12 protein-coding genes are annotated in these 15,948 nt (G+C 65.9%); 6 read left to right on the forward strand and 6 right to left on the reverse strand.

The features are described 5' to 3' along the window. Positions 1 to 102 precede the first annotated feature (102 nt). Both C7G41_RS29910 and C7G41_RS29915 read left to right on the forward strand, forming a co-directional pair. Positions 103 to 3,408 carry a carboxyl transferase domain-containing protein gene (locus C7G41_RS29910; RefSeq protein WP_106945898.1) on the forward strand — a complete coding sequence of 1,102 codons (3,306 nt, stop codon included), beginning with the start codon at positions 103 to 105 and terminating at the stop codon, positions 3,406 to 3,408. 108 nt (positions 3,409 to 3,516) lie between these two features. Then, on the forward strand, positions 3,517 to 5,385 hold the full coding sequence (locus tag C7G41_RS29915; protein WP_199198685.1) for a sigma-54-dependent Fis family transcriptional regulator: 1,869 nt from the start codon (positions 3,517 to 3,519) through the stop codon (positions 5,383 to 5,385). A 192-nt stretch (positions 5,386 to 5,577) separates the two neighbouring features. Here the strand turns inward: C7G41_RS29915 and C7G41_RS29920 are convergent, their stop codons facing one another. Together C7G41_RS29920 and C7G41_RS29925 are read right to left on the reverse strand one after the other, a co-directional pair. Next, positions 5,578 to 6,132: a flavin reductase family protein gene (locus C7G41_RS29920; RefSeq protein ID WP_106945900.1), complete on the reverse strand. Its 555-nt coding sequence runs from the start codon at positions 6,130 to 6,132 to the stop codon at positions 5,578 to 5,580. Between the two features lie 55 nt (positions 6,133 to 6,187). Further along, entirely contained in the window at positions 6,188 to 7,285 is a 1,098-nt protein-coding gene (locus C7G41_RS29925; RefSeq protein ID WP_106945901.1) for an LLM class flavin-dependent oxidoreductase, read from the reverse strand. A gap of 240 nt (positions 7,286 to 7,525) precedes the next feature. Here C7G41_RS29925 and C7G41_RS29930 point away from each other — a divergent pair, with 240 nt between their 5' ends. The 3 genes from C7G41_RS29930 (at position 7,526) to poxB (ending at position 10,903) form a co-directional block, all read left to right on the forward strand. After that, positions 7,526 to 8,440 (forward strand): 2-dehydro-3-deoxygalactonokinase, encoded by a 915-nt coding sequence (locus C7G41_RS29930; RefSeq protein WP_106945979.1) that lies wholly within the window; start codon positions 7,526 to 7,528, stop codon positions 8,438 to 8,440. A gap of 13 nt (positions 8,441 to 8,453) precedes the next feature. Next, the gene (locus C7G41_RS29935) at positions 8,454 to 9,086 is read left to right on the forward strand and encodes a 2-dehydro-3-deoxy-6-phosphogalactonate aldolase (RefSeq protein ID WP_106945902.1); all 633 of its coding nucleotides are present in this window, start codon (positions 8,454 to 8,456) and stop codon (positions 9,084 to 9,086) included. A gap of 80 nt (positions 9,087 to 9,166) precedes the next feature. Beyond that, a complete protein-coding gene (gene poxB, locus C7G41_RS29940) occupies positions 9,167 to 10,903 on the forward strand; it encodes a ubiquinone-dependent pyruvate dehydrogenase (protein WP_106945903.1) in 1,737 nt (578 codons plus the stop codon). Here poxB and C7G41_RS29945 read toward each other — a convergent pair. Both C7G41_RS29945 and C7G41_RS29950 read right to left on the reverse strand, forming a co-directional pair. Beyond that, positions 10,900 to 11,265, reverse strand: coding sequence for a hypothetical protein (locus C7G41_RS29945; RefSeq protein WP_199198686.1), 366 nt, complete (start codon positions 11,263 to 11,265; stop codon positions 10,900 to 10,902). The genes poxB and C7G41_RS29945 overlap by 4 nt on opposite strands. Before the next feature lie 67 nt (positions 11,266 to 11,332). After that, positions 11,333 to 12,241 carry a PaaI family thioesterase gene (locus C7G41_RS29950; protein WP_106945904.1) on the reverse strand — a complete coding sequence of 303 codons (909 nt, stop codon included), beginning with the start codon at positions 12,239 to 12,241 and terminating at the stop codon, positions 11,333 to 11,335. 149 nt (positions 12,242 to 12,390) lie between these two features. On the opposite strand from C7G41_RS29950, the gene C7G41_RS29955 reads away from it, so the two are divergent. Next, positions 12,391 to 12,711 carry a hypothetical protein gene (locus C7G41_RS29955; protein WP_106945905.1) on the forward strand — a complete coding sequence of 107 codons (321 nt, stop codon included), beginning with the start codon at positions 12,391 to 12,393 and terminating at the stop codon, positions 12,709 to 12,711. 179 nt (positions 12,712 to 12,890) lie between these two features. On the opposite strand, the gene C7G41_RS29960 is transcribed toward C7G41_RS29955, so the two are convergent. Both C7G41_RS29960 and C7G41_RS29965 read right to left on the reverse strand, forming a co-directional pair. After that, the gene (locus tag C7G41_RS29960) at positions 12,891 to 14,360 is read right to left on the reverse strand and encodes an amidase (protein ID WP_199198687.1); all 1,470 of its coding nucleotides are present in this window, start codon (positions 14,358 to 14,360) and stop codon (positions 12,891 to 12,893) included. A gap of 125 nt (positions 14,361 to 14,485) precedes the next feature. Continuing rightward, positions 14,486 to 15,598, reverse strand: a complete 1,113-nt coding sequence (locus tag C7G41_RS29965) for a ring-opening amidohydrolase (RefSeq protein ID WP_106945907.1) — start codon at positions 15,596 to 15,598, stop codon at positions 14,486 to 14,488. Between the last annotated feature and the right edge of the window lie 350 nt (positions 15,599 to 15,948).

Below are 15,948 nucleotides of genomic sequence, written 5' to 3' on the forward strand. Positions count from 1 at the left end.
CGCGACCGGCGTTCTTGCCCTTGACGGCCTCGGTTAAAGTGACGAAGCAGAACCATGGGACCTGCCGACCCGCGCCTGGGCACGCAGGCATGGAGACGCTGCATGTCGTTCAAGAAGCTCCTGATCGCCAATCGCGGCGAGATCGCCATCCGCATCGCGCGCGCCGCAGCCGATTCCGGCCTCGCGACGGTCGCGATCCACCCCGCGGACGACGCGCAGTCGCTGCATGTGCGGGTTGCTGATGAGGCGGCGGAGATCCCAGGCCGCGGCGCGCGGGCCTATCTCGACATCGAGGCCGTGGTGAAGGCGGCAATGGCGTCCGGCTGCGACGCCGTACATCCCGGCTATGGCTTTCTCAGCGAGAACGCGGCGTTCGCGAAAGCCTGCGCTGATGCAGGCATCACCTTCGTCGGGCCAAAGGTGACGGCGCTCGAACTGTTCGGCGACAAGGTGGCGGCACGGCAACTGGCAAAGCGCTGCGGCGTGCCGATCATCGCTGGCACCAGCGGGCCGTCCGCGCTGGAGGACATCACGGCGTTCTTCACCTCGCTCGGCAGCAACGCGGCGATCGTGATAAAGGCGATGGCCGGCGGCGGCGGGCGCGGCATGCGCGTGGTCGAGCGCGCTGCCGATCTCGCGGAGGCTTACGCGCGCTGCCAGTCCGAGGCCAAGGCCGCGTTCGGCTTCGACGGCGTCTATGCCGAGCGGTTGATCCGGCAGGCGCGCCATATCGAGGTGCAGATCATCGGCGACCGCCACGGCGCGATCTCCCACCTCTGGGAACGCGAATGCACCATTCAGCGCCGGCACCAGAAGCTGATCGAGGTGGCGCCGAGCCCGTCGCTCAGCGACGGCTTGCGTGGCCGGATCATTGAGGCGGCCAAACAACTCGCCGTGGCCGCGTCTTACGACAATCTCGGCACGTTCGAGTTCCTGGTCGACGGCACGGCCGAAGACAGCTTTGCCTTCATCGAGGCCAACCCGCGGCTTCAGGTCGAGCACACCGTGACGGAAGAGGTGCTCGGCCTCGATCTCGTCCGCGCCCAGCTCGCGGTCGCTGCCGGCGCCTCGCTTGCCTCGCTCGGCATGGCGCAAGGCTCGATCCCGAAACCGCGTGGCTACGCCATGCAGCTCCGCATCAACATGGAGACGCTGGACGAGCTAGGGGCGACGCACCCGACTGGCGGCGTGCTTGCCGTGTTCGAGCCGCCGTCGGGCCCCGGCGTCCGCGTCGATAGTTTCGGTTATGCCGGCTACAAGACCAGCGCCGCCTTCGACTCGCTGCTGGCAAAGGTCATCGTGCATACGCCCGGTGAAGCCTGGCACGACGTCGTGGCCAAGGCCTCGCGCGCCTTGCGCGAGTTTCGGATCGACGGCGTCGTCACCAACATCGCCTTTCTCCAGGCCGTGCTGGCGCATCCCGATTTCAGGAGCAACCGCATCGCGACGGACTTCATCGATCGCAACATCGGCAAGCTCGTCGAAGCCGCGGACGGCGCGGCCAAACCACTTTATTTTGCGGCGACGGAGCGAAGCGGCGGCCCCTTCACCGAAGCGCATACGGCACAGATCGTGCCTGAAGGCACGCTGATGGTCGCGGCGCCCCTGCAAGGGACCATCGTCACCATTCAGGTGAAGGAAGGCGAGGTCGTGCGCCCGGGCCAGCAGCTCGCCGTGATGGAGTCCATGAAAATGGAGCATCTCGTCATGGCCGAGCAAGGCGGCCGCGTCATGAGGCTCGTCGCCGGTGACGGTGTCACGCTGATGCATGGCGAGCCGATCATGTATCTGGAGCCGCTCGACGTTGCAGCCGATGCGTCGGCAACGGAAACCGATATCGATCTCGACCACATCCGTCCCGATCTCGCCGAACTGATCGCGCGCCAGGCCAACACGCTCGACGAAAATCGCCCTGCCTCGGTCGAGCGCCGCCGCAACACCAATCAGCGCACCGCGCGCGAGAATGTCGCGCAGCTCGTCGACGACGGCTCGTTCATGGAATACGGCAGCCTTGCGATCGCGGCGCAGCGGCGCCGGCGCAAACTCGACGATCTCGTCAAGAACACGCCGGCCGACGGCCTCGTCATGGGCGTCGCGACCGTCAACGCCGAGAGATTCGGCCCCGAGGGCGGCCGCTGCATCGTCGTGGCCTACGACTACACCGTGCTGGCGGGCACGCAGGGCCACATGAACCACAAGAAGATCGACCGGATGCTGACGCTCGCGGAAGATTGGCGCGTGCCGCTGGTGTTTTATGCCGAAGGCGGCGGCGGCCGACCCGGCGATACCGACCGGCTCGGCATGACCGGGCTCGATGGCCCGTCCTTCGTGCAGTTCGCAAGACTCTCGGGTCTCGTACCGGTCATCGGCATCGTCTCCGGCTATTGCTTCGCCGGCAATGCCGCGATGCTCGGCTGCTGCGATGTCATCATCGCCACCAAAAACGCCTCGATCGGCATGGGCGGCCCCGCCATGATCGAGGGCGGCGGCCTCGGCGTCTATCACCCGGCCGAGGTCGGTCCTGTTACGTTCCAGTCGCCGAACGGCGTCATCGACATCCTCGTCGAGGACGAGGAGGAGGCAACATCCGTTGCGCAAAAATACCTGTCCTATTTCCAGGGCGCGGTGACGGAGTGGCAGGCCGCCGACCAGCGCCTGCTGCGCCGCGCGATTCCCGAGAACCGCCTGCGCGTCTACGATATCCGCAGCGTGATCGACCTCGTCGCAGACAAGGATTCCGTGCTGGAGCTGCGCCGCGACTACGGCGTCGGCATGATCACCGCGTTGATCCGCATCGAGGGCAGGCCATTCGGCCTGATCGCCAACAATCCGCGCCATCTCGGCGGCGCGATCGACGCCGATGCCGGCGACAAGGCCGCGCGCTTCCTCCAGCTCTGCGACGCCTTCGATCTGCCGATCGTCTCGCTGTGCGACACGCCCGGCTTCATGGTCGGCCCGGAAGCCGAGAAGACGGCGATCGTGCGCCACGTCTCGCGCATGTTCGTGACTGGGGCGAGCCTCACAGTGCCGCTGTTCGGCATCGTGCTGCGCAAGGGCTATGGGCTCGGGGCGCAGTCGATGATCGGCGGCGGCTTCCACGCCTCATTCTTCACCGCGGCCTGGCCGACCGGCGAGTTCGGCGGCATGGGCCTGGAGGGTTACGTCCGCCTCGGCTTCCGCAAGGAAATGGAGGCGATCGCCGACCCCGTCGAGCGCGAGACTTATTATCGCAACAAGGTCGCCGAGCTCTATGCCAACGGCAAGGCGGTCTCGATCGCCTCGGTGTTCGAGATCGACAATGTCATTGATCCCGCTGAGACGCGGCGATGGATCATGGCGGGCCTACGGTCGGTGCCGAAGCCGATGGCGCGGACTGGGAAGAAGCGGCCGTGCATCGATACGTGGTGAGGGCGGTGCAGCAATTCTGATTGCGGTCGCCGCGTTCCCGGTTCCCGATTGACATCCCCGCCTGCGGTGCCAGACTTTGCACAATAATACAGGGTGGAGACGTCCGCGATGGCCAGCCTTTCGGCCTCGAACCATGTCGCCCGTGTCTTGTCCGTCGCCAATCATGTGGCCGACGTCGATGCGTCTTCGCGCATTGCCAATTCGTGGCGGCGCTGCCTGGTCAGCCACAAGCTCGATCCCGCCCGTCAGGGGCCGCCGCAGACGCTCACCGAAGCCGAGATCCGTCACGTCGCCGAACCGATGGAAGAGACGATCCGGCTCGTAACGCCGGAGCTCGACGATCTCGCCCGGGTGCTGCGCGATGCCGGCTATTGCGTCAATCTGGCAGACGTGAACGCAACCATGCTGTTCAGCCGCCTGCCCGGCGAAGCCGACGCAAGACTGTTCATGGACTGGAAGATCTACACCGGCTCGAATTTTTCCGAGGCCTTCGAAGGCACCAACGGGCTCGGCACCGCGCTCGCCGAGCAGAAGCCGATCCTGGTGCATCGCGACGAGCATTTTCGCGCGCAGTGGCACATGTTCTCCTGCGCGGTGACGCCGCTGTTCGACCAGGCCGGACGGCTCGCCGGCGCCGTGAACATCACCTCCTGCCGCGAGGACCTCGAACGCACCGCGCATCAGCTCGCGCTTGCGGTGACGATGGAGGCGACGCGGCGCATGGAGGGTGCGATCTTCCGCGGTCATTTCCGCAACGCCTGGATCGCGACGGTGCCGGGTGACGGCGGCAGCGGCCTGCTCGCCTATGACGACGATCGCCGCATCGTCGGCGCCTGCCGTTCGGCGCGCGCACTGCTGGGTCTCACCGACGGCTTGATCGCATCCGGCATCGATCTGTCGCGCTACATCAAGTTCGACCATCCCGCCGCGCGGGACGCAGACGATCTCGTCGAGCTGCGCCGGGCCGATGGCAGTCCGCTGGGGCATGGCCATGTCGCGCCGCCGCTGCGGGCGAGGGCCTCGACCCGTCCGCTCGCGCTGCGCCGCGATGCACCCGTCGATCGCTTCGATGCGCTGCAGCGGCTCGCCGGCCGCGACCCCGGCCTGATCAGGAGCGTGAAGCGACTTAAGAGCATCGGCGATCACAATCTGCCGGTGCTGCTGCATGGCGAGACCGGCGTCGGCAAGGATGTGTTCGCGCGTGCCATTCACGCAGCCGGCAATCGTGCGCGTCACAACTATGTCGCGCTGAACTGCGCGGCGATGCCGGAAAGCCTGATCGATGCCGAGCTGTTCGGTTACGAGGCCGGCGCCTTTACCGGCGCGCGTCGCGACGGATCGAAGGGCCTGATCGTGCAGGCCGACGGCGGGACGCTGTTCCTCGACGAGATAGGCGACATGCCGATCGCGCTGCAGACGCGGCTGTTGCGCGTGCTGGAGAACCGCGAAGTCTGGCCGCTCGGCGCGCTGAAGCCCGTGCCGGTCGACATTCGCCTGATCAGCGCCACTCATCGCGATCTCGCCCGCATGGCTGAGGAGGGCGCCTTCCGCACCGATCTTTATTTCCGTCTGCGTGGCATGGAGGTGCGGCTGCCGGCCTTGCGCGAGCGCGCCGACCGCGACGACGTCATCCGCCAAATCGCGCGCGAGGAAGCGCCGAACTGCTCATTCTCGGACGAGGCCTGGGCGCGGCTCGCGGCCTATCCCTATCCCGGCAACATGCGCCAGCTCCGGCATGTGCTGCGGCTCGCCGGCTGCACGGCGGAGGACGGCGTCATCACCGACGCTGATTTGGATCTGCCGCCGTTTGGTGGAAGGGCGACGGAGCCGGATCTGGCAGCGGCGGAGCGCGCCGCGATCGTGGAGGCCTTACGCAAGCACGGCGGTCGTGTGACTGAAGCGGCGCGCGCGTTGAAGCTGAGCCGCGCCACGCTCTATCGCAAGATCAAAGCGATGAAGATCGAGACGGCGCAGTAGCGCTTTCTTTCTGCCGTCTTCCCTTGCGGGAGAGGGTGGCTCGCCGCGATAGCGGTCAGACGGGTGAGGGGTTCTCTCCGCACCTGATTCTCTCCCTTCTGAATCCGCGGAGAAATACCCCTCATCCGGCGCTTCGCGCCACCTTCTCCCACAAGGGGAGAAGGGAATGGCGGCGCGCTTGGCGCCGCTGCCTTACGAAAAATCGCTCCAGCTCAGATGCCGGGAATCGAGGTCGCCGACCGTGACGGTGCCACGGATTTCGTGAGGGACGTGGAAGCTGCTGCGTAGATACACGAGCGGCGCCGCGCCGTCGGAATGCGATGCGCCGCGCACCTCGCCGACGAAGATCGAATGCGTCGTCGTCTCGAATTCCTGCGCTAGCACGCAGTCGAACGCGGCGACCGCATCGCTCAGCACCGGCGCGCCGGTTACCCCGCGCGTCCATTCCCCGAACGCAAAACGGTCGTCGCCATTGACGCCCTTCTGGCCGCTGAAGGTGAGGGCGAGCAGCGCATGATCCTCGTGCAGGAAGTTGATCGCGAAAGCGCCTTCCTCGCGGATGCGCGCATGCGCGCTGGCGTTGCGGTTGACGCAGACGATCAGGGAGGGCGGTGAGTCCGACAGTGAGCAGGCCGAGGTCACCGTTAGCCCCGTGCGCTTGCCGTGCTCGGCCCCCACGGTCACCAGCGCGACGGCGCCGGCGCACTGGCGCATCGCCTGCTTGAAATCCTTTGCGTCCACGCTCACGCGATGGTCTCCAGAAAGAACGGGTGCGGCACGATCGCGCCGCACCCGCGTCGGGTCAAGCCGCCTTCTGCGCGGAGCCGAGATGCTTCAGGCGCGGCATCACCTCGTTCCTCAGCAGCGACAGCGAGTGATGCCAGGCTTCAGCCTTGTGCTTGTAGTCGAAGCCGAACACCAGCAGCACGCCGAAGCCGCCGACCTCCTCGTAGATCTTCTCGATTTTCTCGGCGACGGTCGCGGGCGAGCCGACGATCCAGTTCCGCTTGGCGCAATATTCGACGGTGACGTCGCTATCGGGCACGTCGGGCGCGTGCTTCAGATAGTCCTTGAAGCCGAAATGGCCGAGCAGCGGCAGGAAGTACTCGCCCATCATCCGACCCATCATGTCGCCGGTTGAGAGCCTCCACGCTTCCTCGTCGGTATCGGCGACGAACACCTCGCGCACCAGCCGCCAGTCCGCGCGGTTCGGCTTGCGTCCGGTCTTGGCGGCACCGGCTACGACCGAATCCCAATGACTGCCGACATATGCCGGGTTCAGGTTGAGGCTCATCGGAATGAAGCCGCGCTCGCCGGCGAGCTTCAACGTGTCCGAGTTCTTCGAGAGCCCGGCGACGCCGATCGGCGGATGCGGCGTCTGCAACGGCTTGATGTGGGGTTTCAGGAAGTCGAACATCGTGTCCGGCTTGGTCACCGTCCAGAATTTGCCCTTGTAGGTCCAGGGCGCGGGATCGCTCCACATCTTCAGAATGATCTCCAGCGCCTCGCGCGTCATGTCGCGGTTCTGACCGCTCATGCCGTCGACGTTGAACATGGCCCAGTCGCTCGGCAGGCCGCTCGCCGCGACGCCGAAATTGAGCCGACCTCCGGAGAGATGATCGAGCATGGCGACACGGTTGGCGAGTTCGGCCGGGTGGTGATAGGGCAGCAGGAAGCCGCCCGGTCCGATGCGGATGTTCTTGGTCTGCATCAGCGCCTGTGCGATCAGAAGGTCCGGCGTGGGATTGGGTTCCCAGGGCGCGGTGTGGTGCTCGCCGACCCAGGCCTCCTGATAGCCAAGCTCGTCGAGCCAGCGCATGACCTGCAGGTCCCAGTCGTTCCCTTCCTTCAGGCCGCACTCCGGCGGATGCGAAGGCATCGTGAAATAACCGATCTCCATGGGTTTCCTCATCTGATGTTGACGCGTCTTGTTGCGCGGTTCACGGACGTGAGCGGGAACGCTTCAGCAAGTGGTGTGCCACCTCTTCGCAAGCGGTGTGCCGGCGCGAATGGTGCCTCAGACCTGCGAGAAAAGGCTGGTTTGGGGCAACAATAGCCGATATCCCGGGGCGGATTTGCGGGGCCTCGTCTCATTGTCGCGAGACGGCGTCTTGGCGGTGAGACGAGGATGCGCATCGAGATGACCGAACCTGCCTATGTCGCGGTGGACTGGGGCACCAGCAGCTTCCGGCTCTGGCTGATCGACCGCGCCGGCGAGGTGCTGGCCGAGCGCCGCAGCGACGAAGGTATGGTGGCCGCCGCGAAGGCCGGCTTTGCCGCCGTGCTGCAATCGCATCTCGCGGCAGTCGAGGCTCCCGATCATCTGCCTGTCCTCGTCTGTGGCATGGCGGGTGCGCGTACCGGCTGGGTCGAGGCCGGTTATGTCGATACGCCGGCGCCGCTCTCGGCCGTTCCGAAGCAGGCCGCGCGCGTGCCCGGCGAGGCGCGCGACATTCGCATCCTGCCGGGTATCGCGCAGCGCGATCCAAGAACGCCGGACGTGATGCGCGGCGAGGAGACGCAGCTGCTCGGCGCGCTCGGTCTCGATGCCGCAGGTGAAGCGCTGGTCTGCATGCCCGGCACGCACTCAAAATGGGTGCGAGTCAAGGACGGCACCGTCGAGCGCTTTTCGACGTTCATGACCGGCGAGCTCTTCAGCGTCGTGTCGCGCGAGACGATTTTGTCGCTTGCGGTCGCCGGCGCCGAAGATACCGAGGATGTCGCGAGCTTCCAGGCTGCGGTGAAGGCCGCGTACGAAGCACCGGCCTTCGCCGCCAATTTCCTGTTCGGCGCGCGGTCGCGTCAGCTCCTGTTCGGGGGCACACCGGCCGCCGCGCGCGAAACGCTGTCGGGCACGTTGATCGGCGTCGAGCTGGCGGCAGGGCTCTCCGGCGCGATGCCGGAGACGGGAATCGCGCTGATTGCCTCGGGGCGGCTCGCGATGCTGTACAGGCTGGCTTTCGACGCACTGTCGGTCACCGTTAAGCCGGTCGACGCCGATGAAGCCGTCCGCCGCGGTCTGTCGATGGCGGCTGCCGCGATCTGGACGAAATGAGAGGACTGTCGAGATGAGCGTTCCCTTTCCGGCGATGAAGCGACCACTTGTCGCGATCCTGCGCGGCGTGAAGCCCGAGGAAACACAGGCCATCGTCGGCGTGCTGATCGAAGCCGGCATGACCGCGATCGAGATTCCGCTGAACTCGCCGGACCCGTTCCGCTCCATCGCAACAGCCGTGAAACAGGCGCCGGCGGACGTGCTGATCGGCGCCGGCACGGTGCTGACCACGGCGGATGTCGATCGGCTCAACGATGTCGGCGGCAAGCTGATGGTCTCGCCGAATGTGGATACACAGGTGCTCACGCGTGCGCACCAATACGCCATGGTCACGTTGCCGGGCGTGTTTTCGCCGACCGAGGCGCTGCTTGCCGCGCGCTCTGGCGCGTCAGGCTTGAAATTCTTTCCGGCAAGCGTGCTCGGCGCACCCGGCATTGCCGCGATCCGTGCCGTGCTGCCTGCCGGCGTGATGATCGCCGCCGTCGGCGGCGTCTCCGACCAGAACTTTGCGGAGTATATCAAGGGTGGCGTGACGGCGTTCGGGCTGGGCTCCAGCCTCTACAAGCCCGGCATGACGGCAACGGACGTTGCCGCTCGCGCAAAATTGACGATCGCGGCCTACGATCGGGCGATTGCGAAAGACTGAAGCAGCAATAAACAAGCCGTGATGCCGTCACGGTCGCGCGTTATTCTATCTTGCTGGATCAGCGACATCTGGAGACCGACATGGCGATCAACAACGTGGCCGATCTGTTCGTGGCAACGCTCGAGCAGGCAGGTGTCAAGCGCATCTACGGCATCGTCGGCGACAGCCTGAACGCTTTTACGGAGGCGCTGCGCCGCCGCGGCACCATCGAATGGATCCATGTCCGGCACGAGGAGGTTGCGGCCTTCGCAGCCGCCGGCGAGGCCGAGATGACCGGCAGCCTCGCAGTGTGCGCGGGCTCCTGCGGCCCGGGCAATCTGCATCTGATCAACGGCCTCTTCGATGCGCACCGCAGCCGTGTTCCCGTGCTGGCGATCGCGGCGCAGATTCCGTCGGCCGAGATCGGCGGCGGCTATTTCCAGGAAACCCATCCGCAAAACCTGTTCCGCGAATGTAGCCATTATTGCGAGCTGGTGTCGGACCCGAGCCAGCTTCCTTACGTGCTGGAGAACGCCATCCGCGCGGCCGTGGGCCTGCGCGGAGTCGCCGTGATCGCGATGCCCGGCGATGTTGCCTTTCGCAGCCCGCCCAAGCGCGCGCTCTCCACGACACGCGGGCTTGCGATTGCTGCCCCGAAAATCGTGCCGCAAGCCGATGAGCTGAAAGCGCTCGCGGACCTCCTCAACGGCGCCGAGCGCATCACCTTGTTCTGCGGTCGCGGCTGCGCCGGCGCGCATGCGCCGTTGATGCAGCTGGCCGAAGCGCTCAAGAGCCCGATCGTGCATGCGCTCGGCGGCAAGGAGCATGTCGAATACGACAATCCCTACGACGTGGGCATGACCGGCTTCATCGGCTTCTCCTCGGGCTATGCCGCCATGCACGCCTGCGACGCGCTCGTGATGCTCGGCACTGATTTTCCCTACAAGCAGTTCTTCCCGACCGATGCGAAGATCGCGCAGATCGACATCCGTCCGGAAAATCTCGGGCGCCGCTGCAAGATCGATCTCGGCCTGGTCGGCGACGTCAAGCTCACCATCGAGGCGCTGCTGCCGCTGCTCAAGGCCAAGACGCAGCACAAGCATCTCGACGATGCGATCGCGCACTACAAGAAGGCACGCGAGGGGCTGGACTCGCTCGCAAAGGGCACGCCCGGAGCCAAGCCGATCCATCCCCAATATCTCGCAAAGGTCATCAGCGACCATGCGAGCGATGATGCGGTGTTCACCGCCGATGTCGGTACGCCGACGGTGTGGGCCGCGCGCTATCTCGACATGAACGGCCGCCGCCGGCTGATCGGCTCGTTCGTGCACGGCTCGATGGCCAACGCCATGCCGCAGGCGATCGGCGCGCAGGCCGCGCAGCCCGGCCGCCAGGTGATCTCGCTCTCGGGCGACGGCGGCTTCACCATGCTGATGGGCGATCTGATCACGCTGACGCAGATGAAGCTGCCGGTGAAGGTGGTCATCTTCAACAACGGCGTGCTCGGCTTCGTCGCATTGGAGATGAAGGCGGCCGGCTTCGTCGACACCAATGTCGATCTGGAGAATCCGGACTTCGCGGCGATGGCGCGCGCCATGGGCATCTTTGCAAGGCGTGTCGAGGATCCCGGCGAACTCCCGGGCGCCATGAAGGAGGTGCTGGCCCACAACGGGCCGGCGCTGCTCGACGTCGTTACCGCGAAGCAGGAGCTGTCGATGCCGCCGACCATCACGGCGGAGCAGGTCAAGGGTTTCAGCCTCTGGGTCTTGCGCGCCGTGATGAGCGGTCGTGGCGACGAGGTCATCGATCTCGCCAAGACCAATCTGCTATCGCGCTAACCGCGCTTGACCGACGGCACCGGCAGCCGCTCATGGCGGCGCTGGAAGCGTTGCCAGTGCAGCACGATGCCGATCAGCAGCGCCGGCACGAAGCCGAGCGCAATCAGGAAGTGCGGCAGCTGCGTCGGCGAGATGAACGCGATGGCGATGTCGGAGATCAGCCAGAGCGCCGCGAACATCACCGCGAAATCGGTGCGCGGGCAGCGCAGATAGTAGAACACGGCGGTGATGACGACGGCGGGTCCGATGGCGATGCCGATCATCACCGTCGTCAGTTCCTTCGGCGTCAGCGCGTCGAGCACCATCGCTGCCAGCAGCCAGAGCGCGGCGAACATGGCGATGATGTCGAGCGGATGCCGCAACCCAATACCTCTCGCGGGAACATGCTATCGTTGTGGCCCAGACCTTGGCCGTCAAGGGAAAATGCGCCTATTCCTCGTCGTTTCCGGGCGTCGGCCGCAGCATGAAATGGCCGAAGGCGGTGGCGATCGGCTTGTTCGCATCGTCCTGCCAGGCCCTCGCTTCGAAGGCGACAATGCGCCGGCCCTGCTTCACGATCGAGACGTTGGCGAACGTGTCGAGCGCGCGGCCCGAGCGCAGATAGTTGACGGTGAGTCCGATCGGCTTGGGCAGTGCAGCGACGCCGAGCTCGCGCGCAACTCCGAAGATCGCGGCGGTCTCGAGGAAGGCGCCGGTCATGCCGCCATGAATCGCGGGCAGGATCGGGTTGCCGATAATCTTGGGCGAGAACGGCATCGTCAGCGTGTCGTCGTCGTTGACACGGATGCCGAGGCAGCGCGCGAACGGGCTGTTGGCGAACGGGCCTTCCGGATCGTCCGGCGCCTCCAGCGTCGGGATGTTGCGCGAGTCCATCCTGCGATCCGCGAGCATGTTGGTGCGGTTGGCGCCGATCATGAAGCAGGCGGTCGCGGTCGCGACCGGATCGTCCTCGGACTCCTGATAGGCAGTGGAGCGCACGAAGGCGATCGAACGCGTGGTGCGGTAGCAGACCGAATGCGCCTTGATGTCGAGCCCCGGCGTTGCCGGCTTCTGATAGTCGATACGCAAGTCGAGGGTTGCGATTGCACTTGTGCCGTCGAGCGCGAGTTGCACCGCCATGCCGCAGCTTTCGTCCAGCATCGCGGTGACGACCCCGCCATGCAGGACGCCGGTCTCGGTGTCGCCGACGAACACGGGCCGGTACGGCAGGCTGGACCAGGCCTCGCGAGGGGCGAAGCGGTCGAGTTGGAGCCCGCTGATCTGGCCGTAATCGGAGCGGCGATCCTTGATCGCCTCGGCGAGGTCCTCGAACGAAAGTGTGGTCGGTGAGCTGGACATGAGGACGTTCTAGACCAGTGGCGGGCGCGGCGCAAAACCCCGGATGCGCGTCCCACGGCAGGCGTGCCGGGGGCGGTTTGGCCTCGACAGGGCGGGCCGAAGCAACGATGGTGGGCGCCTCGTTCGTTCGACTAGCGCAAGGAGTGCCCATGGCCGATCCCGAAATGCCCGCCACCAGCCAGGGGCCCGTCATCATTTCGGCCTCGAGCTCGGAGCGGGCACCGATCATCTATTTCGACGGTGCGTCCTGCTTCGGCCACCACAACGGCGCGATCCAGATCGAGCTTGCGGCGAACCTGTTGATGCCGGTCGGCGCCGCCGTCAGGGTCGACGTGGTCCAGACCGCGCATCTGCGCTGCAGCGTGGCCGCGGCGCTGGCGCTGCGCGAAGCGCTGGAAAAGGCGCTGGCAATGTACCAGCAGGGCCAGCAGCAGCCCCGGCCAGAGGAAATTCCCTCGGTGAAGAACTGAGGCAAGCGGCGGATCGCTCGGGCCTTCATGGTTCGAGACGCGCCGCAAGGCGGCGCTCCTCACCATGAGGGTCAAAGATCTCGCCGCGAAATCAGACCTCATCCTGAGGAGCCCGCAACGCGGGCGTCTCGAAGGATGGCCGCTGGGACGTGAACGCTTCCAAGGCGAATAGCTCCGCCTCAGCTCACATGCACCTTCGGCTTCCTGCCGTCGTTCCACTTGCCGTCGAGTGCGCGCTCGATCTGGGCGGCGAGTTGCAGCAGGAGGCCGTCATTGGCCTGCTTCGCAATCGCCTGGATGCCGAGCGGCAGGCCGTGGTCCTGCGTCGCCATCGGCATCGAGATCGCCGGCATGCCGCAGAGATTGGCGAGCGGCGTGAAGGCGAAGAAGCGCCAGAGATTGCCGAACCAGTCGAGCACGTCGGGATTGTCGGAGATGGTGAGATATTCCCGGGTGCCGACCTTCGGCGTCGGCAGCGCGGTGATCGGCGTCAGGATTACGTCCCACTGCTCGAAGAAGGCGCCGAAGGCGCGTGAGGTCGTGTTGAACACGCCTTGCATCTTCGCCCGCTCGGCGAAGCTCGTGTGCCGGCCGGCTTCCCAGATCCGGATGTTCATGGGCTCGATGAGGTCTTCCGGGGGCCGTTCCAGCCCGCGCGCGGCGAGCATGTTGGAGATCACCACGGCAAAATTCGAGATGTAGCAGGTGGTCTGCGCCTCGAACGCGGCGCGGAAGTCGAGCTCGGGCAGGGCGTAGTCGACGTGATGGCCCAGCCCTTCGAGGAAGCGGCCGGCCTTCGCCAGCTCGGCCGCGATCTCTGGCGTCGCGGTGTAGTCGCCCCAGGTGTGCGACAGCGCGATGCGAAGTTTTGACGGATCGCGTTTGATCATCTCGGAGTATGGTTGCGCCGTGGTCCAGAACGGCATGAACTCGCCCGGCGCCGCTCCCCTTGCATGATCGACGAAGGCGGCGGTGTCGCGCACCGAGCGCGACTGGCAGCCCTGGATCGAGACGAGGCCGGTGAGATCGGACATGTGCGGTGCGAGCGAGAACACGCCGCGCGAGACTTTCAGGCCGATATTGCCGTTGACCCCGGCGGGAATGCGGATCGAGCCGCCGCCGTCGGTCGCATGTGCGATCGGCACCACGCCGGCCGCGACCATTGCGGCGCTGCCGGCCGACGAGCCGCAGGTGGTGTAGTCGGTATCCCAGGGATTGCGCGTGACATAGACGGCGGGATTGTCGGCCGAGCTGCATACGCCGAATTCCGGCGTGGTGGTGCGACCGATCAGGTTCAGTCCGGCCTGGCGGAATTTGCCGGTCAGGAACGTGTCGGCGCTGGCGCGATTGCCGCGCATCAGCAGCGAGCCCATCTCCTGGAGCCGGCCCTTCATGGTCGGGCCGAGGTCCTTCATCAGGAAGGGCAGGCCTGCGAACGGGCCGGCGAGATTGGCGCCGTCCTTGGCCGGATCGGCGATCACGTCATCGAATAGCTCGACCACGCCCGACAGTGACGGATTGACCTTGGCCACGCCCGCAGCGGCCTGGCGCGCCAACTCCTTTGCCGTGAGCTCGCCCTTGCGGACGCGCGCGGCCAGCCCCACGCCATCGTGCTGCGCCCATTCGTTCCAGCTCATCGGGAAAGTCATGCGATCCAAACCTCTTCGTGCGGCGCCACCTTAGTTTCGCACAGGAACACTTTAATCAACTGAGGCGGCGCGAAGGGCAGGGTTGCGCCGGATGGAGAGGTAAGCCCGCATTGCATGCGCACGCATCAATTCGAGAGCTTTGCGATCACCGCGACCGGCCCGCCGCCGGCGGGACCCTGGTGCTCGGCGCCGCCGGAGACGTAGACCGCACCGGTGCCGGCGAGGCCGGCAATCAGGCCGCCAACGGCAGCCCGGGCGTGGCGTGTCGAGCTGATATCGGTATCCTCCAGCATAGTGTGGCGGAAGCCGCGCACGCTGCCATCAGGGGAGGCCTCGGCTTTTGCGAAGATGTTGACGAGCTCGCGGCCGCTCGTCGTTTGCGGCGCGGCACGGAGCCCAACGCTCTCCAGCGCCGCAAGTACCGCGGCGGCGTCGATCGCATCGCTCATTACGGCATGCCCGATCTCGAATTCGCTCGTCGACGACATCGCATTGCCGAGCACGATGACCACGTTGTGCATCAGCTCGATTCCGGACGAGGTCGAGGCGACCTTCGAGAACAGATCGTAGCGTCGCAGCACGTCCTCGTCGCGAATGTCGGTTGCGATCTCGCCGAGCGCGACCGCAACCCCGAGCGCGGAAGCGCCGCGCGAATAGGCCATCGAACTGTAGGCGCTGGTCGTCACCGTCTTGTGGCCGCGCGCATTCGCCGCCTCGACGCGATCGCTGGTGAGCAGCGGGCACTTGATCTGCACGAAGTGGACGTCGGCGGGATCGGCGACGCCGGCGTCCTCCATCGCGGCCTTCACGGCGTCGGCTGTCGCCGTGATCTGAGCGGAGCGGCCGAGCTCTTCAGGGAGAAAATCCCGCGTATGCGCCATGCCGATGCTCAGACGCTTGCCGGAGATGCCTGCCGGGCGCTGCTGGACGTCCCGGCGCGTGAACACGGTGATGTGCGGGCTGAGCACGCCCTCTGTGCCGCCGGACATCACGAAAGCAATGCGCTGCTCGACCTCCTGCGGCGACAGGCCGAGCCGCGGCGCCAGCGCCGTGCACAGCGCGGCAACGGCATATTCCCGGGTAAAGTCGTTGACGCCGCCATTGCCTTCGGTCTTGCCGAGGATGGCCAGGATGGATGTCGGATCGATCGCGCCGGAGCCGATCATGCTCATGAGCCCAGAGACATCGCCGGGGCCCTTGGTGGCGATCCTGACGACGCCGACCGATGTGGTACGCATGATAGTCCTCACATGGAGTTCAGGAATCCGGCAAAGAAAACAGCCGCTGAACCGGGGCGGCTGTCAAGGTGTCGAAGCCTCCCCATCGTCGTCCTGGCGAACGCCAGGACCATTACCCCAGGGGGAATTTGGCGAAGACTTGTCGTTCGGTATTGATACCGCCCACAATCGATGGATTCCGCGGTATGGGTCCTGGCTTTCGCCAGGACGACGGTGGAATATGTGCGCCGTCTGCGTCGCTCCCACGATTGTGGCGAGATCGCATCGCTTCGACAAAAAATCCCTTGTCGACGGTCGTCCGCCGCACCTTGATGAATCAACCCCGATTGGTCCATAAGCGGCGTCCCGCA

Origin of the sequence: Bradyrhizobium sp. MOS002 (genome assembly GCF_003020115.1) — a bacterium.
Classification (GTDB): Bacteria; Pseudomonadota; Alphaproteobacteria; order Rhizobiales; family Xanthobacteraceae; genus Bradyrhizobium.